The organism is Synechococcus sp. Cruz-7E5 (assembly GCF_024345995.1).
GTDB lineage: Bacteria > Cyanobacteriota > Cyanobacteriia > PCC-6307 > Cyanobiaceae > Regnicoccus_A.
Window position 1 is genome coordinate 69,320 of sequence record NZ_JAGQCE010000012.1, and the last position, 25,525, is coordinate 94,844.

The window sequence follows — 25,525 nt, forward strand, 5'->3', positions numbered from 1 at the left end:
AAGGTAACGAGCAAACCGATGACGACCAGAGCTAATAGGTGCGGTTGTCCGTCCTCTCAGCGCAGGCTCTCACAGGCCACCCCATCACCATTGCCATCGAGGTAGGTGTGGCCCTGGCGCAGCAACTCCTGGGCCTTGGCAAAGCTGCCGATCTGCTTGCAGCGGTAACGCTGGCCTGCAATAGCAGCTGGGGCTGTCCCAGCAGGGACCACACCTGAACTGACCGCACGACTACTTCCACCCGAACGCCGAGCTCGGCGGAAGTCCCAAGGCCGGGTGATGCCGCCAGGCACCTGCCAGACGCCAAAGCGGTGGCGGGAGGCCCGGTACTCAGCATCGAGATACTCATTGGCGTTGCACTGGCCCAGGTACTGCCGATAGGCAAACGCCTGCCCGTCCTCCACCATCGCCAGGTTCAGATTCACCTCGCCAATCACCTCCGCCACGGTGCGGCCGTAGCGGTCCACCGCCTGCGGCCGCAGCGTCACCGGCGCACCAATGCGCAGCCGCGTTTGCAGATAAGCGCGGGACTGGGCGCCGTAGGGAGCCTGCGCCATCTCGGGGGCGTCGATGCAGGCCAGCCGGATCGTGATCCGCTTGCCACCTTGTTGCACGCGGATCGTGTCGCCATCACCGATCGAGAGCACCGTGGCGCGGACCTCGGGGCCGGCCGCCGCCACCGGTGATCCCGCCATCGGGGCCATCGCCACCGCCAGCAACAGAGCGGCAAGGGGGCGCAGGCTCAAGGACTCGGCTCCAGCCCCTCCAGCGCCGTGCGCAGCTCACCGATGAACTCCTCATCCACCTCAGTGGCGGTGATCTCCTCGCCAACCAGGTCCTGGATCAGGGGGTAGAAGCGCACCTCGAACCACTTACGGAACACCGCATAGGTGCGCTCCGCCGGCCAGGTGGCGGTGTCGCGATGCCAGTAATCGAGCTCGGCTTCGAAAATCGCTTCGTAGACCTCCTCGAGGATCTCCTCCGCCTCCTCTTGCGTGTCGTAGTCGGGGATCAGATAGAGGCAGGGCTCACTGGCTCCGGCAACATCCACATCCAGCTCGAGCTGCCGGGCCCAGTCGAGCAGTTTCGGGCTGGGGTAGATCCCCACCGCGCAGCGGTTCACCACGGCCATGGCCCACCCGGCGGCATTGGCCGAACGCTAGGCCTGGCCACCTGAGCAGGCATGACGCTGCCGGGGAAGCCAGACAGCTTCTCGGCGAGAAGCAAGAGGCCTGCATCGCAGCGCTGCTGTAGGAAGGCCTTACAGGTCCCCAATGGGAAGGGCGCCCCGTGTCGGGCGCCCTTTGGCCGGTTGCAGGGTCTCGGCTCGCGCTGCCCTGGTCGTGGCCTCTGATTCATTAATAGATCCGCCTTGCTTGCTTGTCAGTACGGCAAGCCGATCCACCGCAGCACCACCGGCTCCAGAGTGGATTCAGCTGCCCTGAGCAAGGAGAGGCCATGACCACGACCCTGGAGAGACCAATCGCGTTGAAGTGCGCCTGCCCGGGCTGCAACTGCACGGTGCAACCGGAGACACCCTTCCGCAGTGGCACCTCACTGTTCTGCAGCGACGCCTGCGCCAAGGGGCACCCCAACGGCGAGCCTTGTCACGCCGGCTGTGGCTGCGAATGCCATGGCTGAACCTGCTCCGCCTTCTGGGGGTCCGATTCCCCTGGAGCTGCCAGCCGGCGTGCACCAGCTGTGCCGCTGTGGACGCAGTCGCCATGGCTGGTTCTGTGATGGCGCCCACCTTGGCAGCGGCTGGGTGTCGCGGGAGTTGCGGCTGGAGCAGGCCAGCACGGTGATGGTCTGTGGCTGTGGCCATTCCCACCACGTCCCGCTCTGCGATGGCTGCCACGCCAAGCCAGCGGTCAGCCGACGCTGGTGGAAATGGTGGGCGTGAGCGGCTCGATCATCTGTAAGCAACCGCTCAGCTGAGCCATTCCGCCAGCTTGGTGTAGCGCCTACGGCCCAGGTGGTTCTTCACCGCCATCGCCAACGCCTTCTTCTGGCCCACCAGAACCACCAGCTGCTTGCCTCTGGTGATGCCGGTATACACCAGGTTGCGCTGCAGCATCGCGTAGCGCTGGGTGAGCAAGGGGATCACCACGGCGGGATATTCGCTGCCCTGGCTCTTATGGATCGTGCAGGCATAGGCGGGTACCAGGTTGTCGAGTTCGCCCCAGCCGTAGGTCACCTCGCGGCCGTCAAATCGCACTGTCAGTTCGCTGGCATCGGCATCGATGGTTTCCACCGTGCCCACATCACCGTTGAACACCTCCTTCTCGTAGTCGTTTGCAACCTGCATCACCTTGTCGGCCGGTGCGAACCGCCAGCCGAAGCGCTCCACCTGCTCAGTGGGATCGGGGTTGAGCAGGTTCTGCAGCTCGATGTTCAGCGACCTTGAGCCGCAACCACCACGCGCCATCGGGCAGAGCACCTGCACCTGGGCGATCGGATCGAGGCCGAAGCGGGCCGGGATGCGTTCACCCACCACCTTGAGGATCAAGGCCACCGCCTGCTCGGGCGTCTCGGCGGGAAGGAAGTAGAAGTCGGTTGTTGCCTCAGCCGGCGGCGGCCGCAGATCAGGGATGGTGCCGGCGTTGATGGCATGGGCGGTGGTGATGATCCGGCTGGAGGCCGCCTGGCGGAACACCTCCGTGAGCCGGGCCACCGGCAGGGCGCCGCTGTTGATCAGATCAGCGAGCACCTGGCCGGGTCCCACCGAGGGCAGCTGATCGACATCGCCCACCAGCAGCAGAGCAGCCTCTGGTGGCAGGGCCTCAAGCAGGGAGGCCATCAAGGGCACATCCACCATCGAGGTTTCATCCACCACCAGCAGATCCACCTCCAGCGGCAGCTCAGCACCTCGCTTGAAGCCAAAGGCGGCCGGATCGAACTCCAGCAGCCGGTGAATCGTCTTGGCCTCAAGGCCGGTGGTTTCGCCCATCCGCTTGGCGGCCCGGCCGGTGGGGGCGCAGAGCAGGATCCGCAGCTTCTTGGCCGCCAGGATGCGCAGGATGGCGTTGATCAAGGTGGTCTTCCCCACCCCGGGCCCGCCGGTGATCACCAGCACCTTGGCCGCCAGGGCCTGCTCCACCGCCAGCTTCTGGCTGGCGGCCAGCTCCAGGCCCAGGCGTTGCTCGACCCAGGGGATGGCTTTGGCGGCCTCAATGCTTCCCCAGGGCGGGCAGCCCACCGCCAGCGCCTGGAGGGACGCCGCGATGCGGCGCTCATCGCGGTGCAGATTTGCCAGGAAGATCGCCGGCTCACCGGCCAGGGTGTCGGCCACCACGGAGCCCTCGCTCAGCTCCAGATCCAGGGCGCTTTGGATCAGCCCCGCCTCAAGGGGTACCCGACTGGTGGCACCGCTCTCATCGAGTGCTCCGCTTGGCCGCTCCACCGCTAGCAACTCTCCGGCCAGTTTGAGCAGCTCGGCACTGGGCAGGCCGCAGTGACCATCACCGCTGGCCTCCAGCAGTGCATAGCTGATGCCGGCCCGCAGGCGGATCATGGCCTCGGGCTCGATGCCCAGCCGCGCGGCGATCGCATCAGCGGTGCGGAAGCCGATACCTCGGATATCGCGCGCCAGGCGGTACGGGTTCTCCGCCATCACCTGCACGGCGTCGTTGCCGTACGTCTTGAAGATCCGCACGGCCCGGGCGGTGCCGACGCCATGGCTGTGCAGGAAGACCATGATCTCGCGCACCACCTTCTGATCGGCCCAGGCCTGGCTGATCCGCTGGCCCCGCACCGGGCCGATTCCGGGCACCTCCCGCAGCCGCTCCGGGGCCTGCTCGATCACCTCGAACACCTGATCACCGAACACCGCCACGAGCTTGCTGGCGTAGATCGGGCCGATGCCGCGGATCATCCCCGAGCCGAGATACTTCTCGATCCCCTCGGCGGTGGTGGGGGCGGAGGCCCTGAGGAAGGAGGCCTTGAACTGCTGGCCGTGCTCGCGGCTGTTCACCCAGGTGCCGCTCACCGTCACCCATTCGCCGGCGCTGATCTCGGCGGCATGGCCCACCACCGTCACCAGGTCACGCTGGCCGCGGGCCTTGATGCGCAGCACGCAAAAACCGTTCTCGGCGTTGTGGAAGGTGACGCGCTCGATCGATCCGGCCAGCACCTCGGTGGGCTGCGGCGACGCCTGAGCAGGATCGGTGGAGGACGGGGGTGCCAGGGCGGGTGTGGCCTATGGGCTCACCTTTGCAGGGTTCAGCCTTGCGGCTGGCGCAGGGTGCGCCAGCCGCCGCTCTCGGTGCTCACCTCCAAACCAAGCCCCACCTGGGTGTCTGGTGCGCCAGCGGGTTGCTGCTGCTGCCACCAGCGGATGGCGAACGACCACGCCTCCTCGATCGAGTCGAAGTGCTCATCGAGCTCAAGGTGGGGTTGGCCGTGATGGTCCACCAAGCGATAGCGCCGGGGTTGACGGCTGCTGCTGATCGGCAAGGAGGTGGCCATCGGTTCTGAGCTCAGCTTGGTGGGGGGTAGATCGATTTGGGTGATGGTGACGATCACCACTGAGGGCTGCAGGGCGCCCAGCCCGCCTTGCGCTTCTCAGCCCAGAGCTTGAGGGCCTCAGCCCTGCTCAGCTCCCGGCGTGACTTCAGCAGCGGGATCTCCTGATCGGGCAGCAACTCGCCGGTGGTGATCTCCAGCCGTTGGTAGGTGCGCTCCCAGCGGGTCGGTCGAAAGCGCAGCACCTGCCGGCCATGGATCAGCCAGCCCTCTTTGGGGGTGAGCGGTGGCCGCCGGCTGGCAGCAGCTGTCATGCCACTTCCGGTGCCCAGCCCCGCTGGCGCACCATGTCTTTGGTCCAGCCCTGGCAGCGACGGGTCAGGTGTTCCCCATGGGCCAGCAGACCCTGGTGCAGTTGGCAGGTGAGTGGGGGAATGCAATTCACCCCAGCGTGGTGACGGAAGAAGTGGCAGGTAAGGCAGACCTTGCTGCTGCGGCTTGCCACCAGCACCTCCTCATCGAGATAGGGCCACTCCTCGTAGCCGCCATCGTCTGACGCTGAGCTGGGCGACGGCCGGGCGCCGCGGGAGCGGGGCGGGGAAGCAGCCACGGCGACATCAGTAAAGAGAACACCTGTACTAGCAGAAGTCGTCTGGTTCTGGCCAGCTCAGGCGCGACCTCAGGTGGAGCCCCAGGTGACAGCGACGCACTGAATGCCAGCGGATCGGCCCGCCGCAACTGGCCGAGCAAGTACCGCACCTCTGACGCCGGCCGCAGGGGACGATCACCGCCGCCCCGGATCGGCTGTAGCCGTGGACGAACGCGGCGTAGGTCAGCACCGCTGAGGGGGGTGTCACGCCACGGCCCCGGTGAGAAGCACCCGAAGGCTGCGCTGGCCTGCTCGGTTCGGCAAGGGCTGACGCGAGGCGCTACGCGCCCCCTGCCTTCCCTGCGCGGGCCGCGCTGTCAGGTCGGGTTCCTCACCTCAAGGCCATGGCCACACCCTCTGCCCCCAGCTGCGAAATCCGCCGCGTCATCGTTCACTTCTATCCCGATGGGATCAAGGGCGGCGCCCACCCCTGTGAGCAGCGCTTCTACGGGAAGCGCGGCAAGCCGGTCAAGAAGATCCGCTTCGTGCCGGCCGAAAAGGCCTTCGCGATCGCCTGCAAGCTGCAGGGCACCCGGGGCTGCACCGTCTCGGTGATCTGAGGCCCGGGGGCCTTCGGGCCCCCTTTCCACGACGGCTCTGGGCGACACCAGCGGGGGAGGCGGCGGCCCTCCTCAGCGTGCGCGGCGGGGCAAGGGCTGTGCAAGGCGCTGACGCGCCCCTTGCCCTCCCCGCGCAGGGCTGAGGGGTCCTTCGCCTGGTTCGGCCATGGCACCCTTCACGATCTATGCGTCCACGATGAGCGGCATCACCTGGAAGGCCGTCACCGGCCAAGCGGTGAGCGAGCACCTGCTGATGATCGAGATCAGCAAAGCCGGCAAGCACGGGCTGCTGCTGGAAGAATCCCGGCCCTGGGATACCACCTGCAAGGTATGGCGCTGCCCTCGGCCCTCCGGCATCCCGAAATATCTCTGGGCGCTGCTCGAGCAGAAGCTGCGCCAGATCGAGCCGCTTGAAAAGCCAGGCCCAGCGGCGGTTCTGGCGGGGCGTCCCCGGCGTGGGCTGTCTTCCCAGGAGGTCACCCTCTCGGGCCTGGTCCCCTTCCCGGCCTTCCTGGCGATGGAGCTGATCGAAGCCCACCACCCTGATCTCTATCGCCGGGAATTCGGCTTCCGGGCCTGATCACGGCCCACCGGGGGCGGCTGGCGTCAGCTGGCTGCCCTTCCCCCCTGCTGGCCGGCGCCGGTGAATGCCAGCAAGCAGCGCAGCAGAGCAATGTCTGCGAAGCGGTCAGCAAGGCTGACGTTGTCGCTGCTCCAGCGCCTACCGCTCCACCCACTCGCGCCTGCTCGGGGTTCCCGCGTCAGCCTCGGCCCAGCACCAGACGGCGGCCAGGCGGCTCAAACCGCTCGCTCCCGCTCGGGTATTCCGCTGCACCTCGTGGCCGCCTCAGGCAGCCCAGTCACTGCAGGTGGAGATCAGCCGACGTTGAGGTGAGCGGAGAAGTGAATTTCCAGATTTTGCGACATTTCCGAGGCAGTAGGCGCGAGTTTCTCGTATTCGGGGGTATACCCCCCCCTTTTTATCTCCTTCACTTGATTTGATTGCTCATGAATTTGGGGCCCTCCCTCGCGCGTGATTGTGCGTGGATGATTCGTTCCCTACCGTACGGTTGCGCTCGGTTGTCAATGATCAAAGTGCGCTCCGCCGTGATGAACGGAGCGCGGATGGATCAACGCCTGGCGCCGGCTGGCTTCTTGGCGTAGCTGGCCAGGTAGAGCTCACTGGCGCTCATGCTCTGCAGGTTGGTCGGCTGGCCGTTGCCATCGAACTCAGCGATCACCGTGGCGGGCCCGAGGCCGCCGCGCTGGTTGAACAGGAAGCTGAGCACCGGATGGGTGCGGAGCGTCTCGATGTGGTCAGCAGCGTCAAGGTTGCCGTGATCACCGAGCAGCACATTGCCCTTGGAGTCGATCGGCTCCAGCAGGTCACGACCGGCACTGTCCTTGGTGAGGCGGAATTCACCGCCCACCTGGTGCTTGAAGATCTCAAAGAAGGAGCCGCGGTTGTCACCACCGGCGCGGCCATCGGCATCGACGAACAACCGCTCCAGCAGGCGTTCCTTGCGCAGGTTCTGCACGTCCTGGAGCGCCTCGTCGCGTTCCTTGGCGGCGGCCTTCACTTTGCGGGCGGCGGCGGCCTCCAGCTGCAGTTCACGGCTGGCAATCTCGCGCTCCAGCTGCTCCTTCTGCCGCTCGGCCTCCTGGAGGCGTTCGTACTCGTCGGGGTTGATCTTGGAGAACTGGGCGAGCTGACGCTTGATCGTGCGCAGCTCCCGCTCCAGCTGGTTGGTCTTGCGCCGCTCCGCCTTGAGCGCATCGGTCGGCTCCGGGCGGGAAGCCTCGACTTCATCGCCGGGTTCATCCAGGGGCTCATCAGGATCGAGGTCTTCGTCCTCGTCGTCATCGTCTTCCGGCTCCAGCTGGGCAGGCGGTTCCTGGTTCGGCCAGTGCTGTGGCTGCGCGTAGCTGACGTGCTGCTGGTGTTCGGAGGTTGGTTGCTGCAGGACGCGGAGGTCCTGGAGAAGGCGTTTGGTCATCGGTCCACCCATCACGGCTGTGGTTGAAGCGAGCGCCCCATCCGGGCTGCACTCACCTCAGCTATTGCCACCAGAAAGTCAGGGCGTGACAGGCGATGGATCCAGCGGCAGGTCCACATCCCAGAGGTCATCAACGGTGGAGACACCCCGTAGCGGTGGCAGGTAGATCCAGCCGCCGGCATTCAGCAGCGTGGCCGGGCGGATCAGCGGCACCTGCAGCACCTGGCCCGGGTCCAGCCCATCAGAGGGCCGGATCGCCGGCACCTCCAGCGTCACGCCAACCGGAAGCGGATCACTGCGGGGCCAGCGGTCGTAGTCGGGGTTGTAGAGCCGCAACCAGTCCACCGTCGTGTCGTAGTCGATCGCCAGTTGCTTCAGCGTGTCGCCGGCCGTGGTGGTGTGGCCATCAGCGCGGAGCAGCGAGGGGTTGAGCTTGCGCAAGAAATCCACGGTGGTGCCGTGGCGTGCGGCCAGCACGTTGAGCGTGTCGCCCACCACAGTGGTGATCGGCCCCTGCTGAGCCAGATCCGGGTTGACTGCCCGCAGCGTCTGCACGGTGGTGCCGTAGCGCTCGGCGATCAGGTTCAAGCTGTCGCCGGTCTCGATCACCAGCACACGGTTGGGCTTGAGGGCAAAGCTGATCGCTTCCCCCAGCTCCGGCTGCACCTGCAGGCCGATGCCACCAGGTCCGTAGGCCTGGCCGATCATCAGCAGGCTGGCGGCAGCAAACACAGCACGCGGGCTGAGCGGCAGCACCCCTGGCGTTTGCAGCAGCGACAGATCCCCCAGCCAGCACACCCCCTCGGCGGGCACCTGCACCGCGGTTGGCCGGGGCGGCTCGGTGGCTGGCGGCACCAGTGGTGGCTGAAAGGTGGCCCGCAGGCCGGGGGTCTGCCAGGCCTGCTCGGCCGCCAGCCAATCCCATGGGTTGCCGTCAGTCGTTGCGGGCGGCAGCAGGGCGGCGCGGGTGAGGTGGCCCTCGCAGAGGATGTCGCCGGTGTCGATGCCGGGGCCGTTGTCGCGGCTGGAGATCAGCTTGCTCTGCTGAATCGCGCAGTCGATCACCTGGCGGCAGACCGTCACAGGGTTCTTGGCGCCGGGATGCTGCTGCTGCTGGAGCATCAGGCGCACATTGGCGACCTCCTGCAGCGCCGTGACCGGAGTGGCGGCCATCAGGAGCGGATCAAGGTGCCGGAGAACGGCGTCGGCCCCGGCGGGCACCAGGAGACCAGACCGGGAAGGATCAGCAGCAGGTTGGCCACATGGCCGCGCCGCTGAGCGCCGGGGCTGAGGCCGTAGCTGCTGGCGGAGGGTTCGGCGTATTCCGTTGACACCTCCTCCATCAGCAGCTCAGTGGCGTACTCGATCACATCGAGCTTCTTCTTGGGCAGCTCGGCCGGGACCGGCCCAGCAGCAGCCTTGCGGGTGGTCTTGATCACGAACGGCTCGGCGGGTGTGCCGCCAGCGGCCAGGCCCGCATCAATCGCGGCGATGGCGTCGAGCGAGGCCTTGGCACCGGGGATCGCCTCGGGGTAGCTGTGCTCCAGCTGGGCCATCGCGTCATTGATCGCGCGTAGGCCGGAGGCGGTGACGGGGATCAGCAGGGCCAGGCGGATCGCTTCCAGATCCGACGGGCGCCAGGCGTTGGGGTTGGCAGGTGGGTTGGTCATCAGCTCTGCTGCGGACAGGGAACGGCGAACGATTCCGTCGCCGAGCCGCTGATCGGGTTAACCACCCCCGGTGCAGCGGCGAGCGACAGCTGGTGGCGCAGCTCAGCAGTGCTGATCACCCCCCGCTCATGCAGCGTCAGCCACTCGCCGACGCTCGGCTGGGGCCGCAACGGCGGGGTAAGCGGCGTCACGGTCAGCGCCAGGCCGGCGCCTGGCACCAGGCTGTCACCGGTGAGCGAGCACCAGTGCTCCAGCACCGTCGCGAAGACCGACGTCTTCTGGGTCGCGAGCGACTGGAGCAGGGCGTAGGCCTGGCCGGCGGTGAGCGAAATCTCGGTTTCACTACGGCCGGCGCCACGGTTCTGGGTCGGCACCAGCGCATCGCGGCGCATGGTTTCATCCAGCAGGGTCAGGTAGGCACGGTGCTCCGCCAGCGAGCGGGCGCGGATCTCCTTCCAGTTGAAGTCCGCTCCCTCGGGCAGGTCCATGAAGGTGGAGGTGGAGAGCACCAGCTGCTCGGGGGCGCGGGGTTCGCCGTCCTCGCTGCGCTGGAAGCCGTATTGATCCACCAGGCCGCTGCGCACACCCACCGGCAGGGCGCAGCGCGAGAGGAGGTCTTCGTATTCACTCTTGAGCCGGTAGTGGGTGAGGTACTGATTGGCGAGGCCTAGGTGGGGCAGATCCCCTTCCCCGAAGGCCGCCCCATCAGCGGCGTACCAGACCACCGGCATGGTGTGCTGCCGGGGCAGCAGCAGCGGCGGACCGAGCCGCTGGGCCTCGTATCCGCTGGCGGCACTGCTACTGGCGACCGCGCCATTCGGCACCGCGGCAAAGGTCTCGACGGCCAGGCCGTCATCACCAAGGGTCGCCTGGTGGTACAGCCAGTCCTCGAGCCGTGGCGCCTCGGCGCCATCGGGCGACAAGTGATGCACCGGGATGGCGCTGTCGTACAGCGGCTGCAGCGGGGCCCTGCGGTCATGCCGCCAGTTCAGGCGGTGCGGCGGGCTATCAGGGCTGGGTAGGTGCCAATCGAGCAGATCACCGCGTGGTACCAGCGAGAGCCGCGGCAGCGAGAGGCGATCACCACGGCGGATCGCGTCGAGCCGGTGACCTTCCGACGGCCAGCCCCGCAGGGGCGGCAGCACCAAGATCAAGCAGCCGCCATCGCGGAGCACCAGCAGATCGGCGATGAACAGGAACACACCCAGATCGGTGCCGCGCCCGTCCACATCGGAGATCACCCGCTGCAGCGAAGGCGGCAGGGCCAGGTACTCCAGGAAGGAGAGCATCCCGGCGTAGGTGCGCAGCGCATCACGGAAGAAGCCGCTGGGGCGAGCGTTCTCCACCCGGTTGCGGTAGTTGGCGTCAGGCTCCTTGGCCCCGGGCGGCAGGTAGACGCAGCGTCGGCTGGTGCCGCCGGGTGTATCGAGCAGGTTCCAGCAGTCGAAGCAGAGCTGGAGCTGCTCCCGCACGGACCGGAGGGTGGCGTGCTCCCGCCAGGGCTGCATTAGCGGGGCGGTGGGTTCCGCCTCCAGGGCCTGCTTTTCGGGGTGAGAGAGCGGCAGCCACTTGTTGCGGGTTCGGTTGCGACTCCTGGAGGCCAAGCGCTTGCTGCTGCTGGGGACTATTGCCACCAGGGGGGTGCCCCATGGCAAGCATCCAACGGCATCCAATGGCTCCACCCGTTGTCCAGCCGCCTACTGCTGGGCGGCCAGGACAACCTCACGGTCAATCTGATCCTGAGTTACCAGGATATGAGCGCGACTTCGATGTGAGGGAAACATGTCCTCAAGCAAGGTCCCGTGGATGCTTGCAGCCTTTCCGATTGAAGGCTCCTATCGAACAATGGTTTGCTGACCAGCAAACATGTGCAGCAGACAGGGCAGGCCCAGGTGGTTACTTTGACAGCTAGTATTTCTGGACTTAATTCGGGTTCAGGGCGTGTCCAGCGGAGATGATGCCGTGATCGAATGCAGATTTCTGTACCGCAAAGAACAAGTTATGCGATTATGTGCAGATATCTTCTTTTGGCCTTAAGCTGACAATGCCAAACAACTACTCCTGGGCGTCCCAGGCAGCAACAAGCATGAGATGCATCCTATGGCAAAAATAGAAGGGTTTCGAGTAAAAAACTTCCGTTCGTTAAAAGAAGTTACGCTTGGCCGGCTCTGGAATCAGCAGCAAGCCGATCCACTCACTCCAATGACAGCGGTTATAGGCAAGAATGGTGTTGGTAAGAGTACTTTATTTGACGCCTTCGGGTTCCTTGCAGATGCCTTAAAGTCAGGTGTTGAAGAGGCTTGTGACTCTCGTGGTAGGGGAGGATTTCAACGAATAAGAGCGCAAGGCCAAAATGGCGCGATCGAATTCGAGGTGTACTACAAGGAAGACGGGAATTCCAGGCCAATCACCTATGAAGTTTTCATTGACTTAGACAGCTCTGGTCGGCCGTTCGTACTGAAGGAGCGTCTTAGGCAGAGACGCAAAGGACAGAAACACGGTCGGCCATTTTCTTTTCTTGTGTTGAATAGCGGGAAAGGCGTTGTCTGGAAAGGGGATCAAGAAGGCCGTCAGATAGATGAAGGGCAAGAAGACTTTGATTTATTTAGCTTGATTGAGTCTATTAAATCAGGTGAGGCACAAGAAGAGTCAAAGGAAACCGATGTCGTCGAACTTGAGGACATGCGCAAGCTCGGAATATCTACTCTGGGATCACTGAAACAGCATCCGAGGATCTCCGCTTTCCGAAAGTTTATCGAAGGCTGGTATCTCAGTTATTTTACACCGGATGCAGCCAGGAGCCTTCCACTTGCAGGGCCTCAGATGCATCTCAACATTCATGGAGATAATCTTGGCAACGTAGTTCAATTTATGGAGCGTGAACATCCAAAACGCTTCCAAACCATTTTGAACCGGATTGCAGAGAAAATTCCCGGTATCAACAAGATCGACACAGAAAGGACAAACGATGGGAGGTTGCTACTCCGGTTTAACGACAAGGGTTTTCAAGATCCATTTTATTCGCAGCAAATGTCCGACGGAACATTAAAGGTCTTCGCTTACCTCCTGCTGCTAGAAGATCCGACCCCTCCACCATTTTTATGTATAGAAGAGCCCGAAAATGGCTTGTATCATAAGCTTCTCGCTTCCTTGGCAAGAGAATTTCGCGAGCATGCCACAGGACGCAAAGGGGGCTCCCAGGTTTTCATCACAACCCATCAGCCCTATTTGGTAGACGCATTGGAACCTTCCGAAGTCTGGATTCTTGAAAAGGGTTCAGATGGTTTTTCTGATATACGCAGAGCAAGCGACGACGAGATGGTGAAAAACATGGTTGCTGAGGGACTGCCTTTAGGTGGGCTTTGGTACAGCGATTATCTAGATGCGAGGTAAACGGATGCATTTCGAGATCCTCGTCGAAGACCAGTCAGGCAAGAAAGCTCTCGATATTCTTGTCCCCAAAATCATCGGAGATGTCCATACGTTTGTTGTGCATTCATACAAAGGTATTGGCCGAATTCCTAAAAATCTTGGCACAAGCCGTGATGCCAGCAAGCGCATACTGCTTGATCAGCTACCACGCCTTCTTCGAGGATATGGCAAAACTTTCGCTAATTATCCACCAAGTTACCACGCTGCGGTGATTCTGGTCTGTGATATTGACGACAAGTGTTTAAAGGTGTTCCGTCAAGAGCTGCTTAATATTCTGAATGCAGTCGACCCCAAGCCAGAAACTCGATTTTGTATAGCCATTGAAGAGGGGGAAGCTTGGTTCCTTGGTGATATTGCCGCTGTCAAGACTGCCTATCCATCAGCAAAGGATGCTGTCCTGAACAGCTATGAGAATGACTCTATTTGTGGTACGTGGGAGCAGTTGGCTGATGCGGTTTACAGGGGAGGCGCTGCCGCCCTTTCCTCCAAAGGGTGGCAGGCTATTGGAGCAGAGAAGTCTCAATGGTCAGAAAAGATAAGTCCTCATATGAATGTTGCAATCAACGCATCACCGAGCTTCGCCTACTTTCGGCAAAAATTACTTGAGTTAGCCGGCGTATATCATTGACATACTCTCTCAACAGTGCGGTTCACCATCTCAGAGTATTAATCTCGACCAATACGCCTCCTGGGATTTGGGGAATTTCAGGAACCTGATTGGAATGTTTTGCATCACGGGCTGGTGATGACCTCAGCCTACTTGCGATCGCTCAGCAATCCGGCTGCAAAGCAACCACCTTGATCGAACAGGCGTTCAGGATCTCCCGCCAGCGCTCGGGCGTCACCTCAAGCCTCTCTGGCAGCTGGGCTGGCGAGCAGCCCTGACGCAGCAGCTTCTGGCCACTGGCGAAGAGGTCCCGCCAGGACGGAGGCACTTTGATCGCAAAGCCGTGGTCCCGTAGGTAGTGGGTGATCTCGCCGTTGGCGTAGGTGCGGGCGTAGGGCCGAAACGAGCGCCCACCCGTGCCATCAAAGCGAGCCGCCGCCTTGAGCAGGCCGATCACCGCGAGCTGGCGCAGATCATCGAAGGAATGGGTGGTGCGCCGGGCGAAGTTACCGGCGATCTTGTCCGCCAGATCCAGGTGCGCCAGAGCCAGGGCGTGGGCAGCAGCATGGGGATGCACGGGCCGCTGGCGGCGGTTCCGCATCCGGGGCCGCTGGGGACCGGGGCTGTAGGGGAAGGCAAAGACAAGCTGCTGATGTTGCTGGATGGGCGGCTCTTGTCGCTTCCGCCGCCGCCGCGAGCGCTCTACCTCCGAGCGGGGCTCCTCCAGGGGCAGCGGCAGGCAGAGCTGGCTCACGGCTCACCGCGTCAGCAACATCGGCAGCGGATCCCGCTTGATGCCCAGACCGCGCCAGTAGCGGGTCTCCAGCCACAACGCACCATGGCCAAAGGCATCGACCAGATCCTTGGTTCCCTTGGGGAAGCGCGGCAGCTCCTCCACCAGCGGCGCGGCGCGATGGTGGAAGCGCACCTGGCCCGCCTCCAGCAGCGGGGAGACGGCATGGGCGCGGGATTCCTTGCTGCCCCGGGCAGGGATCGGCAGCAGGCCCGGCACCTTGCGCTTGAGGCTCTGTTGCACGGCCGGGCCGTTGGCCGCGTCCTCGATCAGCACCGCCTGGGGGCGCAGGCCCTGAGCGTCCAGGGCAGCCAGGGTTGACAGCAGGAAGCGGATCGTCTGGGGTAGATCGAAGTGGTGCCGCGCCGCCCAGATCACCTCCAGCTCCAGCTGCGGGGCCAGAGGCCCTGCCGCCTGAGCCAGGACTGTGGGCTGCAGTGCATCCGGCAGCAGCAGGCCCATCAGCACGAAGCCGCAGTGGTCGTTCTGCTCCTCCCCCTTGAAGGACAGATCGCAGGAGAGCACCAGCGGCGCATACCGGCGCTGATGCTCACGGGGAAAGGGCGGCCTGATCCAGGCCCGCTGGAAGATCGAGCCGGTGGCCGGGCTGGGGCGCTGCTGGTAGAGCGCGTTCCACCAGAACGAGCCCACGCGGGAGCGGATCTTGAGCAGCTCGCTCAGCGGGAACCTCTCAGGGCAGAGCGCTTCGCCTGGCGCGCGCCAGTCGGGCTCCAGCGTGCAGGACGCCGGAAAGCTCAGGCGATCGGCCGGGTGCTCGGCGATCGCCGGCAGGTTGAGGATGTGCCAATCCTGCGGGGCGTCGCCCGTTTCCTGGGCGAGCAGCCAGCCGATCACGTCCTCGTGGTCCCAGCGGGTGAGCACGATCACCTGGGCCGAGAGGTTGTGCTGCAGGGCGCCATCACCGGCATCGGTGAACTGGGGCTCGGCGCGGGTGAACCAGACGGCCTTCAGCCAGTCCTCGATACGTGATCGCACCCGGGCCGAGCCGGCATCGGCTGGGCCCTTGTAGGGGTCATCGATCACACCGAGGCTGTAGCCCTTGCCGGTGAACGGACCATCCACACCGGCGGCGATGCAGCCGCCGCGCTGGGTGGTAAGCCAGTTACCAACCGCCGCGGAATCCTTGGAGAGCTGGTTGCCGGTGACGCGGTAGAAGTGCCGCGCCTCACGGGAGTGTGCATAGGCCAGCTCACCGGAGTAGCTGGCGATGGCGGCGAACAGATGCGGGTGGCGGTAGATGAAGTAGGCAGGGAAGAGTTTGGAAACCAGCAGCGATTTGCCAAGGCGCGGCGGGCAGGTGACGATCAGGCGCGAGAGCTGGCCATCGGCGATTGCCTGCAGCAAGGCGATCAACACCAGCGCCCAGCGGTGGAAGCCGTAGCGGGGGTAGGCCTCAGCGATGAAGGCCCGGAAGCTCAGCGGCGCCGTGCTGGCCAGGGTGAGCGTGGGATCAGGCACACCCAGCAGACCCGGATCCCGCCAGGGGTCGCCGTGGTGCGGCGAGTGCAGCAGACCACCAGTGGGCAGCCCGTCCGCCTGCAGCTCAGCCTTGGGAGGCCAAGGCGATCGGGCCGCCAGCAATTCGGCGGTTGGGCCCATGGCCTACTTCGCCTCCGGAGGCTTGATTGGCGCCCGCAGCAGGCCGCCGATCTCGGCGATCACCCGGAACGCTCCGACGGCAGCACTGAACTGCTCTGCATCCATCGCCCGGCGGGCGCATTCATTCAGGGCAAAGATCTGCTCGGCCTGGTGCCGCTGCCGGTCGGTGATCAGCTCCTCCACCATCCGCTCGCGGGCGAGGTTGAGGTAGCGGTTCACAGTCTGGGTGTTGTGCACCCCCCACTTCTCTCCAGTGTTCTCCAGGATCTGCAGCATCGGCAGGCGCTGGGCGATCCACAGCTGGGCTTCCGCCACCCGCCGCTCGATCTCCAGCCGGCTGGGCCTGGGGGCCGAAGTGGTCCCGCGCCGCTGCCGCGGCGGGTTGCCCGGTCCCACCGGCCGCCTGGGGTCCACACCCACCACCGCGCCCAAGGGCTGGCCATCGTCGTCCTCCGTTGCAGCAGCGCAGCGCAAGACATCGATCGCATCAGCGCCGCAACCCTCTTTGCCGCCAGGGAGCAGACGGCTGGTCATGGCAGCCTCTCCTGCAGGATTAGCCGCACATAGGCCGCCCACTGCTCCGGGGTGAGCACGATCCGCCAGGTGCCGCCGCGAAAGCGCACCCAGCTCGCCGCGAACGGCAGGGCTGCGTTGCACGCCTGCAGCTGCGCCTCGGCCGGCTTGAGCCGGGCGGCGGCGGCCACATTCGCCCAGCTGGCGATCTGAATCACATGGCCAGGAACCCCCTCAATGTCTCCGGTGTCGCCGCCGGCGCCGTTGGTGCGGCCGGCCCCGAGCTTGCGGCGGGCGGGCAGGGCCAGCAGGGCGGCGATCAGCTGAGCCGCCTCCCGCTCGGCTGCATCCCCCTTGCGCTTCTGTGCGTTCGCCATCGGGGCCGGCTCAGACGGCCCTGGGGGCCTTGATGGTCCAGAAGGGGTTGCCGTGCTGGATGGTGGCGGTGCCGGATTCGACCGCAGACTTCTGGGCCTGCTTGAGGCTCTGCTCCTGCTGCCGCAGCGGCTCGGGGTAGGCGTAGGAGAGGCGTCCAGGCGACCAGCAGAAGCTGAAGTCGTTGTGGGAGAAGGAGGGGTCCAGCTCGCCGCCATCAAAGGCGGCATGGAGTTGATCGAGCAGCGGGGTCAGTTCGCTCTCGATCGCCTTCTGTGCCGCCTTGAGCTGGGTGATGCGATCGAGCAGGGCGTCGAGATCAAGGGGCTCCGCCTGCTCAGTGGCACCCACGGCAGCGGCTTCGGCGGCGGCGGTGGAGACGGGCACCAGAGCGGGGCGGGAGACCATGGCGTTCGCCTGGCGAGCAGAGAATCCAGGTGCGCCCTGGCTTGCGAGCCAATGTAACGGCCCGATAACGCAAGCTGCAAGCAAACACCTCGCAATAGCGAGCCCAGTGGGCTCAGAAGGGGCGGTGAGTTGCCACGTACTGCGCCCAGACCGCGGCCCAGGCCGCCAGGCATTCCCGCCGGGAATAGGGCGGCGAGAACTGTGTCCGCCCTGGCCGGCTCCAGATCGTCTGGCCGTAGTCGAACCAGTGGCCCTGGCTCCACTCCAGGGCCAGGTAACCGCCGATCTGGGCGCGGGTGCAGTAGGTGCTGCCGCTGGCCGTGAGGCTCTTGAGATCAGCCAGCACCCGCGCCGGGCCGCTCACTCCCGCCGGGCGCTCAGCCGCGGCGGGGAGGTGATGGTCGATGTAGGCGGTGTCGTAGGTGCCGGCCACATTGCGCACCAGGCAGCAGGTGGGACGCTCTGAGGCGATCACCTCCACCGCCTGCCAGCGCTCGTGCTCGATCAGCGGCTCGATCCACTTCCGGTAGGCCTCGAAATCAACGGCCGCCCCGCTCGGGGACTCGCCCTGTTCGTGTCCGTCGGATGAGCAAGCAGTGGGCCGGAAGCGGCCGGTGAGGAAGAGCTCCAGGGCCTGGTGGCAGGTGTTGCCGCGCGGCTCCCACACGGCGCGGCTGGCCTCAATGCGGCCGAGGGCGTAGCTGGACTTGGCCACCTGCAGCACACCGGTGATCGAGACCGGGAAGAGGTGATCGTCCAGCCAGTAGCGGTGCTGCGGGTCGAGCCGTTGCAAACCAGCGATCGGTTCAAGCCAGCGTGTGGTCGCCATGCCGTCGGGGGGGGGGGGGTATCCGTCAGGGAGTGAATTCGTGAAAAATTCCGGCAGATCGCTTGCAGGGCAAGCAGTTACAAGGAATGAAATCGATGAAAAGCGAGTGAATGGCCGTGAAAAGCAGCTGCGGATCTGTTTTCACGACGTTTTCACAGCTTTTCACGGCTTATTCATCCATTTTGATCGCTGAGAACGACTGCACTGCAAGCCTTTAGAGAGAAAAAATCACTTTTTCATTTTAGAAAAGGGGGACACACCCAGGGGGATGCGATGCGGGTTGTGGAGGATTCCGCAACATTGCCTGCCCTGCAACAGGTTTCAAGGATTGAGTCGGGTGTTGTCGCATGAGCGACCATGCAGGCGATGGCCCCCTGGGAGGGGGAAAAGCCGGCAGTGCGCTCAAGGCCGTGAAAGATTCCGCGAGATTCACTGCCCTGCAGCAGTTCTCAAAGATTGAAGACCATGAAAAAGCCGTGTCAGCGACCCTGCACGTCATGCCGGCGAGCAGACCTGTTCAGGTCATCCAGACCTGCTGCTCCCCTCCGCCCTGCCGCGTCAGCTCCAGCAGCTTCTGGCCCTGCGGGCTCAGCCGCCAGGCCAGACCCGCCTTGCGCACCAGCCCTCGCTTGCGCAGCCAGGTGAGGTTGTTGCGCACCGAGCCCTCCTGGAACCCGCCTAGATCGGTGCACAGGTAGGAGGTGCTGGTCGGTAGACCGCCCGCCTGCCGCAGCTCGATGGCATCGAGCACCGCGACGCGGCAGTTGCGCGTGATCAAGCCCTCGCTGACCGCAAAGCCATCTTCTGTGAGGCGATAGCTGAACTCCCGCGGCGGGCTGCCGCGCAGCTTGTGGACGCTCCAGACGTTGCAGGGCCCCCGATCCTCGAGCTTGCGGCTGAGTTGGTGCACCGCAGAGGGGATCTGGTTGATGTTCTGGCTGCCGGCGGCGGCCTGCAGTCCTTTGCCGGCACTCTTGCCGCCAGCCGGGTGGTGCAGCCAGAGCAGGGAGCAGTGGCGGCACACCAGCGCCTGCAGCAGACGCAGCAGGGTGCCGACCGGGCCGATGCCGAAGTTGATGCCGGCCAGCTCCAGCACCGCCTTGAGCGAATCGATCACCACCAGGGCGTAGCCGCCGCCGGCCAGCTCAAGGCGCAGCTCTTGCAAGCCAGAGGGGCTGCAACACCAGGAGGGCAGACCATCGGCTGGCTCTGCGGCCCAGATCGTCAGCTGCTCATCCACGCAAGGGTCATCGGCGCAGCCGAGATCCTCCAGGTACTCGCGCACCATCGCCCGGGCGCCCTCGCCACCATCGGTGCCGATCCACAGCACCCGCCCGCAGCGCGACGGTGGAATCTCCTGATCGAGGAAGGGCAGGCCCTTGATGCAGCAGACCGCTATCGCCGCCGCCGCCATCGTCTTGCCGCTGCCGCCGGCGCCAAAAAGCAGGTGATCGCGGCGCCAGAGCAGGAAGCCCGGCAGCAGATCCTCGGCGGGGGAGGTGATCGGATCACTGAGGCGGCGGTTGCGGCTGCCGCCGTTGTGGGAGTTCTGCAGCGGCAGTTCCCAGCGATGGGCCAGGGCGTAGTAGATGCGCTCGTCGATCGCCTGGCCCGTCACCCCAAGGCTCCAGAGGTCGGAGCGAATCGCCTGCTCCTCCGCCCAGGTGTCGCGGGTTTCAAGCAGCAGATCCAGCAGCTGCTCCAGCAGCCTGGCGATCACCGCGTCGCGGGGTGGTTCGCCCAGCGGCTGGGGGCCAGCGGCAGTGGTCTCGCTCTCCTGCGTGCTGCCAGCCGGCCACGGGTACTGGTAGCCAGCGGCGGCGGCGTGGTGGTGGAGGCTGCCGATCGTGACGCCCCGGCCCTTGAAGGAGCGCCACTTGGCCAGGCACTCGGCCTCATCAAAGCCGGCGCAGCCGCGGGACCACTCCACCCAGGCAGCCAGCAGGCCTTGATCCACCGAATGAAGCGCCATGCCGACTGTGAGCCAGCCCTCGTAGTCCTCCAATGCAGGGATGTGCTGGAGCAGATCAAGGGCGCGGGGCACATCCGCCGCCGTGGGGGCGTAGTCACCGCCGACCGGTTCATCGGGCTGCTTGTAGAGCGGCTCCAGCAGCCATTCCGGGGCATCCGCCACCGAGACCTGATCCGGCGAGCGGCCCTTCATCCAGCGGTAGCGGCCTGTCTCGGGATGGACGCCCGCGATCACTGATTGATGGCCCGCCCAGCGCAGCTCAAAGACCGTCCTGGGCTTACCGGCCTGACTAGCGCTGGTCCAGCGACGCCGCCCCCGAAGCAGCTCCCAACTCTCAAATGGCACCCGAAAGGCGAGCTGGCCGCGGTGGGGCAGCCCCGACGACCAGCCGACGGTGGGTGGCAGGTCACGGTGCGAGCGGCCGTAGATGCGGCGGAAGCAGGCGGCGGCACCACGTCCGTCGAAATCAAGGGCCAGCACACCAGACTCTTGTCCGAGCAGCACCCCGACGGCATGGACATGGGGGTTGCCGGCCAGGGCGGTGATCGCATCGAGGTCGAGGCCGCTGTTGCCCCAGGCCAGCAGCGGTTCTCCGCTGAGCGGATCGACGGGGCGTTTGCGGCCATCGATCGGCAGCAGCGCCCAGTCGGAATCGATCGCCTGCAGGCTCTCGATCAGCTGGGCAGGCAGGGGCATCAGCGCAGGGCCTGAAGGTGGGAGGGCTCAGAGGAGCGGCGGCTGCCGCTGTGGGGCGGTGGTGCTGTCCTTGGTTGCGTCCCTCACCGCAGGGCGGTTACGGGACCTGCTCCTGCTCTGGCGGCGGATGTGATCGCGCAGGATCGCCCGCAGGAAGGTGGTGCGGGCCTCGCCGCCGCGATGCGCGTCGAGCCAGTGGATCAGCTCAGGGGGCAGACGCACGGCAAGAGGACGCACGGCTTGGGAACGCGGGGAGTCGAACCGTATCTCGCATGGCCCGTCCTCGCAAGGCTGAGGGAGATACGGAAACAGCCATAGCGGCGCTTGCGCAACGAAGGCTTGTGAACGCTGGTCAGCCGCAGCGCCATGCCTTACCGTGCCGCTAACAAACCTCAGCCTTGTGAGGCATGGCCGAATCCTTCGCTGAGATCGAGGCGCGCCAGGCCGAGGCTCGGCTTGCCTTCGGGCGCATGCTGCGGTTGTGGCGGGAGCGCAACGGCTGGACCCAGTACACCGTCGCTGACTGGGGCAAGGAGGCCGGCTTCCCGGCGATCAGCTACGGCAATCTCAGCGCGATCGAGCAGGGCAAGGCCGGTGAGCTGCGCCGACCTGCCTTCTTCCAGCTCGCCGAGGTGAACCGCCGCATCGCCGAGCAGAGCTGGGGTCGGCTCAAAACGCAGGCCCTCAAGGACAAGCTCAAGGGCGCCACGGCGATCGTTGATGACGACGGCAGCCTGTGGGGGCCGATCGAGCTGTGGAGTTGCTATGTCGGCCTGCGGCCAGTGCCGACGGCCTTCCAGCCCAAGCCCAGGCCCGAGGCGCCGCCCGTGGCGCTCCAGGAGGCCAGGGCCCTGAGCCAGACCTGGCGCGAGCTGGTCAGCAGCGCCGTGGACGAGCGGGACCTCGATGCCTTCGAGGCGGTGCAGGAGATCGCGCGCCAGGCCCCCCTGCCCCTGCGCAAGCAGCTGCGCACAGTGCTCACCTCTTTTGGTGACTACGAACCCGAGCAGCTCAAGGAGCTGTGGGACGGCGAGTGGCTGCCGGAGTGCTGGATCCGCGCCTGGCTCGTGAACCTCACGCCCGCGGCGGAAGAGGCCCAGCCAGTGGCCAGCCAGCCGGAAGCAGTCAAGGGCAAGACCAAGAGCACGGGGAGCCGGAGCAAGGCCAAATCCACTACAGCCTCGGATTCCTGAGGAAGGCTTGCGCCCCGCATTAGCGAGCCCCTAAGATCCGGGCCATGCGGGCGACGGTCCCGCCCCAGGCCCCATGGACACCACACCCACCACCGGTCCACCGCTGCCGAGCGAACACACCAGCCCCCATGAGCGCCAGTGGCAGGCCGAGTGCGTCCTGGCTGAGGCGCTCTCCGCCTTCCAAGCAAATCTGAAACCAGCCACGGAGTTGTCGCTGGCTGCGGTCGTCACCGCCGCCAAGCCGGCCTTCTCCATGGGCTTCAGTTTCTCGGTGCAAAGCACTGGGGAGAGCACTGTGGTGGTGCTGATGCACAAGGACGGCGCCCAGCTGAGCGCCGAAACCAGTTCCTATGACGCGGACTTCGCCTTGAGCGCACGCCTGCTGGCGGGCCTGCTCGGTATTCCTGTGACCCAACAGGCTCAGCCCAGCAAGGCCGGGGCGACACAGGCAGAGCCGTCTTCTGCGACGTCTTCTGCGGCGGCTGAAGCAGGTGAGCCGCAGCCCAGTCCCAGCGATCCCGCCCCCCAGCAGGTCGCCTCCCCTGCTGAGGAGCCGGAGCACGACCCGCTGGGCCTTGAGCCCCTGGAGCCCCAGGAGATCGCCACCCTCACCGCGATGCTCAAGGCCATGGCCCGCAGCGACAAGGAGGTCTGGAAGCGCTTCACGATCGCCTTCCGCTCCCAGTTCCAGGTGCCCAGCACCGCACGCACCATCACCGATCGCGTCACCCAGCGCCGCCATGCCGACTTCATCGACCGCTTCGAGCGGGAACTCGCGGGGGTGCCGTCATGAGCAGACCCTGCAGCTGCGCCATGCCGCTCACCTGCTGTCCGCCGTGGCCGACCAGCGGCAGCGGGAGCTGGCCCTTCGCTACTACCGCGATGTCCCAGATGGCCGCATTCACGGGCTCATGCGACGGGCCAGCGAGATTCACCTGCTGCGCTGGCTGGCGCGGGCCGTCGAGAGTTGATGCGAGCCCGCGTTGGTGGCTCCGCCACCGCGGCAGTGGCCTGCTCCTGAAGACCATCCGCCAGCAGGTGCCGATCTGGACCCCGGTGCCTGAGCGGGCCTGGTCCTGCCTCTGGGCTCCCCGCGCCGCCGCCCTCGTCCAGTCGTGCCCGGCGCTGCAGGCCGGTATCGACGAGCTGCAGCTGGTGCAGGTTCCCGGCTGCGGCTGCCAGGCCAGCGATCCCCACCGCTGGGGCGGCGATGGCTGAACCACGTCCCCGCCGGATCGCCTACGGCCACCGCCAACACGAGCAGCCCAGGGCCCCGGACGGGGGCCACTACCTGCAGTCCAAGGTCCGCAGCGATGTCTGGCAGGCGCTGCAGCAACTGCGCCAGCAGCACGGCCTCTCGATCAGCGGCGCCGCCCATCACCTGATGCGGCTCGGCGCCGGCCTTGAACCCCTACCACCCCTCAACACCAGCCCCCAACAGAGCCATGGCGATTGAACTGAACGACGGCGCCCGCATTGGCGCCCCTGTGATCCGTCAGCAGCGCTTCGGGGAGGTGGCGACGCTGGCGATCGTGCGCACCGAGCAGCGCGACCGGCTGCGCAAGAACCTCGCAAGCGGCGAGATGGAGCCGATCCCCAACGGCAAGGACCGCCAGGGAAACCCCAAGGTCAAGCAGGAGATCGTCATCCACTGCGTCGCCCTGCCCGGCACCTCAATGGAGGCCAAGCTCGGCGATGAGGCGTCGGTGCCGGCACCGGGCGATCGGGTGCGGGTGATCCTCAAGGCCAAGGGCTTCGGGGACTGGATCGAGGCGCGCAAGGGACACCGCAAGGGCAAGCTCAACGTCGGCGACCTGCTAACGCTGGCCACCCGCTGGGCCCAGCAGTACGACCAGGACGGCAACCCCAAGGGCAACAAGATCGAGACCCAGGCGGAAGCCGATGCGGTGCCGCGCAACGTCACCATCGGGTTCTACGGGCCGATCAGCCTGAGCGAGGGCAGCGATCCGGCCTGGATCGAGGCGGCCGAGCAGGCCTACCGCGACGATCAGGCCAGCGAACGCCAGCAGCGCGCCATTCCCCTCGGCGAGGGCGATGACTTCGACGATGAGTTTGGCGACGACGACGAGGTGCCGTTCTGATGGCCCGCACCTCCTACCCACGCCGTCCCCAGCTGCCGCGCTTCTGCCAGCGAGAGCCGCGTCACACCCTGGTGACGATCACCAACCTCCGCTACCTGCACCGGCTGATCTGGCTGCTGCTGCTGTTCCAGGTCACCACGGTGCTGCTGGTGATAGCCGGGCCGGTGCCTCCCAGGCCCCTGCCAAGCCAGCCGGGCAGCACCGCCAACCACAGTTCTGGCCCTCTGATGCCATGACCCAGGCCACACCAGGGCGGGTCTGGATCACCACCGCACAAGCCTGTGAGCTGCTGGGTGTCAGCCGTGAATCGTTGCGCCGTCTGCGGCTCCGGGGAATCCTCAAGCCGGGGCGTGACTTCCGCCGCTGGGGCTGCACCGACAGCAAGGGTCCCCTTCAGTGGCATGCCGGCAACATCGAAACCGCGCTCACCAGTTGGAGTCGCCGCAACCTGCGGCTCTGAGCTGGATGCACCGAGCCCTCAGCGCTCAGCATGGACGCCGTGGTCTGGGCCCTCCGTGGCACCTAGCATCGCTTCAGGAGGCCAGGAGCATGGAGCGAATCGTCGTTGAGCCAGACATCTGCAATGGCCAGCCGACCATCAAGGGCACCCGTGTAACGGCCCGGACGGTGCTGGAGTTTCTTGCGGCTGGCGATGCCATCGAGGATGTCCTTGAGGAGTATCCGACCCTGACCCGGGATGACATCCTGGCCTGCATCCGGTTCTCCTCCGATCTGATGGGCCATCAGTTCTCGCTGCAAAGCGTCGCTTGAAGGGCTTCGTCTTTGACGAGAATGTGCCACGGCAGCTGCGCTTCCAGCCGTCGCTTCCTTTCACCCATGTGGGTGAACTCGGCCGAGGCATGAGTGATGGTGAGATCTGGGAGTACGCCAGGTTGCAGGAGCTGGTGATCGTGACGAAAGACACTGACTTCTCGAATCGCATCATGTTCAACACGCCACCTCCGTGGGTGGCGCACCTTCGCCCCCCTCGAACCGAGTCTGGGACAGCAAGCCGTGAAGCGGTCCTTTTCCGAGGCTGGAGGGGTCAAAGCTGCTGGTTGCCCACCTTCCGCCACGTACCTGCTGGAGCGTGGCCAGGACATCCCAACGATCCAGGAACTGCTGGGCTATCAGGATGTGAGTTCCATCATGATCGACACCCAAGTGCTGAATCCTGGCCATCAGCGCCCGCAGCCCCGCGAACCAATGCTATGGATAGACCATGGCTGCCAAAGACCTCTTTGCGCTGCTTGCTTTCTGTCACACCCGATCGGTTCGGCTCCTGTGGTTCACGGACTTCCAAGATTGCTTGGCCGTGGTTCACGGAAACCATCAAAGAAGAGTTAGATGCTCATGAAGAGCCCTTCTTAGGGCTTGTCGTGAAGCCAGATAAAGTACTATGTCTCACTCCCCTTAGTATGACAGAATGACTCTTACTATGGCTTGGGTGCGTAGCATCGCAGACACTCAAGAGCTAGGGAGCCTCTGGGCAACGAGCCCTGAAAGAAGGGCCAAGGATGCAATTTGCTCGGAATGAACAATTTTTGGCGGATCTGAGGTTGGCTTGGCCTGATTTCACCCTTTCGGGTGCCAAAAACTGCCCATGTTGGCCGATTCTTTCCCTCGACAGGCACACTGATCCCCT

General features: G+C 65.1%; 35 protein-coding genes. 16 read left to right on the plus strand and 19 right to left on the minus strand.

Translation table 11 applies throughout. The features are described 5' to 3' along the window. Window positions 1-56: 56 nt before the first annotated feature. Both KBY77_RS12625 and KBY77_RS12630 read right to left on the minus strand, forming a co-directional pair. A complete protein-coding gene (locus tag KBY77_RS12625) occupies window positions 57-746 on the minus strand; it encodes a thermonuclease family protein (RefSeq protein ID WP_255105032.1) in 690 nt (229 codons plus the stop codon). Next, window positions 743-1,132: a hypothetical protein gene (locus tag KBY77_RS12630; RefSeq protein WP_255105035.1), complete on the minus strand. Its 390-nt coding sequence runs from the start codon at window positions 1,130-1,132 to the stop codon at window positions 743-745. Before KBY77_RS12630 ends, KBY77_RS12625 begins: the two co-directional genes overlap by 4 nt. Window positions 1,133-1,458: 326 nt before the next feature. Between KBY77_RS12630 and KBY77_RS12635 the strand changes: the two genes are divergently transcribed. Next, window positions 1,459-1,641 (plus strand): metallothionein, encoded by a 183-nt coding sequence (locus KBY77_RS12635; RefSeq protein ID WP_255105037.1) that lies wholly within the window; start codon window positions 1,459-1,461, stop codon window positions 1,639-1,641. Next, window positions 1,634-1,903, plus strand: a complete 270-nt coding sequence (locus KBY77_RS12640; protein ID WP_255105039.1) for a CDGSH iron-sulfur domain-containing protein — start codon at window positions 1,634-1,636, stop codon at window positions 1,901-1,903. Before KBY77_RS12635 ends, KBY77_RS12640 begins: the two co-directional genes overlap by 8 nt. Before the next feature lie 27 nt (window positions 1,904-1,930). On the opposite strand, the gene KBY77_RS12645 is transcribed toward KBY77_RS12640, so the two are convergent. From KBY77_RS12645 to KBY77_RS12665, 5 genes are all read right to left on the minus strand, one after another. Further along, window positions 1,931-4,132, minus strand: a complete 2,202-nt coding sequence (locus KBY77_RS12645) for an ATP-dependent RecD-like DNA helicase (RefSeq protein WP_255105041.1) — start codon at window positions 4,130-4,132, stop codon at window positions 1,931-1,933. A gap of 89 nt (window positions 4,133-4,221) precedes the next feature. After that, window positions 4,222-4,467 carry a hypothetical protein gene (locus KBY77_RS12650; protein WP_255105043.1) on the minus strand — a complete coding sequence of 82 codons (246 nt, stop codon included), beginning with the start codon at window positions 4,465-4,467 and terminating at the stop codon, window positions 4,222-4,224. A 53-nt stretch (window positions 4,468-4,520) separates the two neighbouring features. After that, window positions 4,521-4,778, minus strand: coding sequence for a DUF1651 domain-containing protein (locus KBY77_RS12655; RefSeq protein ID WP_255105047.1), 258 nt, complete (start codon window positions 4,776-4,778; stop codon window positions 4,521-4,523). After that, entirely contained in the window at window positions 4,775-5,074 is a 300-nt protein-coding gene (locus tag KBY77_RS12660; RefSeq protein ID WP_255105050.1) for a galactose oxidase, read from the minus strand. The genes KBY77_RS12655 and KBY77_RS12660 overlap by 4 nt, the downstream gene beginning before the upstream one ends. A gap of 28 nt (window positions 5,075-5,102) precedes the next feature. Beyond that, on the minus strand, window positions 5,103-5,321 hold the full coding sequence (locus tag KBY77_RS12665) for a hypothetical protein (RefSeq protein ID WP_255105052.1): 219 nt from the start codon (window positions 5,319-5,321) through the stop codon (window positions 5,103-5,105). Window positions 5,322-5,457: 136 nt separating this feature from the next. Between KBY77_RS12665 and KBY77_RS12670 the strand changes: the two genes are divergently transcribed. Both KBY77_RS12670 and KBY77_RS12675 read left to right on the plus strand, forming a co-directional pair. Continuing rightward, window positions 5,458-5,673 (plus strand): hypothetical protein, encoded by a 216-nt coding sequence (locus tag KBY77_RS12670; RefSeq protein ID WP_255105054.1) that lies wholly within the window; start codon window positions 5,458-5,460, stop codon window positions 5,671-5,673. A 166-nt stretch (window positions 5,674-5,839) separates the two neighbouring features. Continuing rightward, on the plus strand, window positions 5,840-6,253 hold the full coding sequence (locus KBY77_RS12675; RefSeq protein WP_255105056.1) for a hypothetical protein: 414 nt from the start codon (window positions 5,840-5,842) through the stop codon (window positions 6,251-6,253). A gap of 550 nt (window positions 6,254-6,803) precedes the next feature. Here the strand turns inward: KBY77_RS12675 and KBY77_RS12680 are convergent. The 4 genes from KBY77_RS12680 to KBY77_RS12695 form a co-directional block, all read right to left on the minus strand. Further along, window positions 6,804-7,670: a hypothetical protein gene (locus KBY77_RS12680; protein WP_255105059.1), complete on the minus strand. Its 867-nt coding sequence runs from the start codon at window positions 7,668-7,670 to the stop codon at window positions 6,804-6,806. A 78-nt stretch (window positions 7,671-7,748) separates the two neighbouring features. Beyond that, on the minus strand, window positions 7,749-8,843 hold the full coding sequence (locus KBY77_RS12685; RefSeq protein WP_255105061.1) for a LysM domain-containing protein: 1,095 nt from the start codon (window positions 8,841-8,843) through the stop codon (window positions 7,749-7,751). Continuing rightward, on the minus strand, window positions 8,843-9,340 hold the full coding sequence (locus tag KBY77_RS12690) for a hypothetical protein (RefSeq protein ID WP_255105063.1): 498 nt from the start codon (window positions 9,338-9,340) through the stop codon (window positions 8,843-8,845). The genes KBY77_RS12685 and KBY77_RS12690 overlap by 1 nt, the downstream gene beginning before the upstream one ends. Further along, the gene (locus KBY77_RS12695) at window positions 9,340-10,974 is read right to left on the minus strand and encodes a DUF4055 domain-containing protein (RefSeq protein ID WP_255105065.1); all 1,635 of its coding nucleotides are present in this window, start codon (window positions 10,972-10,974) and stop codon (window positions 9,340-9,342) included. Before KBY77_RS12695 ends, KBY77_RS12690 begins: the two co-directional genes overlap by 1 nt. 466 nt (window positions 10,975-11,440) lie before the next feature. On the opposite strand from KBY77_RS12695, the gene KBY77_RS12700 reads away from it, so the two are divergent. Then, window positions 11,441-12,733: an AAA family ATPase gene (locus tag KBY77_RS12700; RefSeq protein ID WP_255105067.1), complete on the plus strand. Its 1,293-nt coding sequence runs from the start codon at window positions 11,441-11,443 to the stop codon at window positions 12,731-12,733. A gap of 4 nt (window positions 12,734-12,737) precedes the next feature. Next, window positions 12,738-13,400 (plus strand): DUF4276 family protein, encoded by a 663-nt coding sequence (locus KBY77_RS12705; RefSeq protein ID WP_255105068.1) that lies wholly within the window; start codon window positions 12,738-12,740, stop codon window positions 13,398-13,400. A gap of 142 nt (window positions 13,401-13,542) precedes the next feature. On the opposite strand, the gene KBY77_RS12710 is transcribed toward KBY77_RS12705, so the two are convergent. The 8 genes from KBY77_RS12710 to KBY77_RS12745 form a co-directional block, all read right to left on the minus strand. Continuing rightward, a complete protein-coding gene (locus tag KBY77_RS12710; RefSeq protein ID WP_255105071.1) occupies window positions 13,543-14,133 on the minus strand; it encodes a sigma factor in 591 nt (196 codons plus the stop codon). Window positions 14,134-14,136: 3 nt separating this feature from the next. Next, window positions 14,137-15,792, minus strand: coding sequence for a terminase (locus KBY77_RS12715; RefSeq protein WP_255105073.1), 1,656 nt, complete (start codon window positions 15,790-15,792; stop codon window positions 14,137-14,139). A 3-nt stretch (window positions 15,793-15,795) separates the two neighbouring features. After that, complete coding sequence (locus KBY77_RS12720) at window positions 15,796-16,326, minus strand: hypothetical protein (protein ID WP_255105075.1); 531 nt, start codon at window positions 16,324-16,326, stop codon at window positions 15,796-15,798. Beyond that, window positions 16,323-16,682, minus strand: coding sequence for a hypothetical protein (locus tag KBY77_RS12725; protein WP_255105077.1), 360 nt, complete (start codon window positions 16,680-16,682; stop codon window positions 16,323-16,325). Before KBY77_RS12725 ends, KBY77_RS12720 begins: the two co-directional genes overlap by 4 nt. A 10-nt stretch (window positions 16,683-16,692) precedes the next feature. Continuing rightward, on the minus strand, window positions 16,693-17,088 hold the full coding sequence (locus tag KBY77_RS12730; protein WP_255105080.1) for a hypothetical protein: 396 nt from the start codon (window positions 17,086-17,088) through the stop codon (window positions 16,693-16,695). Between the two features lie 112 nt (window positions 17,089-17,200). After that, window positions 17,201-17,917: a hypothetical protein gene (locus KBY77_RS12735; protein WP_255105082.1), complete on the minus strand. Its 717-nt coding sequence runs from the start codon at window positions 17,915-17,917 to the stop codon at window positions 17,201-17,203. A 517-nt stretch (window positions 17,918-18,434) separates the two neighbouring features. Then, the gene (locus KBY77_RS12740) at window positions 18,435-20,585 is read right to left on the minus strand and encodes a PriCT-2 domain-containing protein (RefSeq protein WP_255105084.1); all 2,151 of its coding nucleotides are present in this window, start codon (window positions 20,583-20,585) and stop codon (window positions 18,435-18,437) included. Between the two features lie 27 nt (window positions 20,586-20,612). After that, window positions 20,613-20,822, minus strand: a complete 210-nt coding sequence (locus KBY77_RS12745) for a ribbon-helix-helix domain-containing protein (RefSeq protein ID WP_255105087.1) — start codon at window positions 20,820-20,822, stop codon at window positions 20,613-20,615. 170 nt (window positions 20,823-20,992) lie between these two features. Between KBY77_RS12745 and KBY77_RS12750 the strand changes: the two genes are divergently transcribed. The 10 genes from KBY77_RS12750 (at window position 20,993) to KBY77_RS16810 (ending at window position 25,310) form a co-directional block, all read left to right on the plus strand. Beyond that, window positions 20,993-21,778, plus strand: a complete 786-nt coding sequence (locus KBY77_RS12750) for a helix-turn-helix domain-containing protein (RefSeq protein ID WP_255105089.1) — start codon at window positions 20,993-20,995, stop codon at window positions 21,776-21,778. Window positions 21,779-21,851: 73 nt separating this feature from the next. Next, on the plus strand, window positions 21,852-22,571 hold the full coding sequence (locus KBY77_RS12755; protein ID WP_255105091.1) for a hypothetical protein: 720 nt from the start codon (window positions 21,852-21,854) through the stop codon (window positions 22,569-22,571). A gap of 43 nt (window positions 22,572-22,614) precedes the next feature. After that, window positions 22,615-22,749 carry a hypothetical protein gene (locus KBY77_RS12760; protein ID WP_255105093.1) on the plus strand — a complete coding sequence of 45 codons (135 nt, stop codon included), beginning with the start codon at window positions 22,615-22,617 and terminating at the stop codon, window positions 22,747-22,749. Window positions 22,750-22,816: 67 nt separating this feature from the next. Next, window positions 22,817-22,996: a hypothetical protein gene (locus KBY77_RS12765; RefSeq protein ID WP_255105095.1), complete on the plus strand. Its 180-nt coding sequence runs from the start codon at window positions 22,817-22,819 to the stop codon at window positions 22,994-22,996. Continuing rightward, window positions 22,989-23,234, plus strand: coding sequence for a hypothetical protein (locus tag KBY77_RS12770; protein ID WP_255105097.1), 246 nt, complete (start codon window positions 22,989-22,991; stop codon window positions 23,232-23,234). Before KBY77_RS12765 ends, KBY77_RS12770 begins: the two co-directional genes overlap by 8 nt. Next, window positions 23,224-23,880 carry a hypothetical protein gene (locus tag KBY77_RS12775; RefSeq protein WP_255105099.1) on the plus strand — a complete coding sequence of 219 codons (657 nt, stop codon included), beginning with the start codon at window positions 23,224-23,226 and terminating at the stop codon, window positions 23,878-23,880. The genes KBY77_RS12770 and KBY77_RS12775 overlap by 11 nt, the downstream gene beginning before the upstream one ends. After that, window positions 23,880-24,116 carry a hypothetical protein gene (locus tag KBY77_RS12780; RefSeq protein ID WP_255105103.1) on the plus strand — a complete coding sequence of 79 codons (237 nt, stop codon included), beginning with the start codon at window positions 23,880-23,882 and terminating at the stop codon, window positions 24,114-24,116. The genes KBY77_RS12775 and KBY77_RS12780 overlap by 1 nt, the downstream gene beginning before the upstream one ends. After that, window positions 24,113-24,340, plus strand: a complete 228-nt coding sequence (locus KBY77_RS12785; RefSeq protein ID WP_255105106.1) for a helix-turn-helix domain-containing protein — start codon at window positions 24,113-24,115, stop codon at window positions 24,338-24,340. The genes KBY77_RS12780 and KBY77_RS12785 overlap by 4 nt, the downstream gene beginning before the upstream one ends. An 89-nt stretch (window positions 24,341-24,429) precedes the next feature. Further along, window positions 24,430-24,651, plus strand: coding sequence for a DUF433 domain-containing protein (locus KBY77_RS12790; protein WP_255105109.1), 222 nt, complete (start codon window positions 24,430-24,432; stop codon window positions 24,649-24,651). 23 nt (window positions 24,652-24,674) lie between these two features. After that, entirely contained in the window at window positions 24,675-25,310 is a 636-nt protein-coding gene (locus tag KBY77_RS16810) for a DUF5615 family PIN-like protein (protein ID WP_399212839.1), read from the plus strand. Window positions 25,311-25,525: the final 215 nt, after the last annotated feature.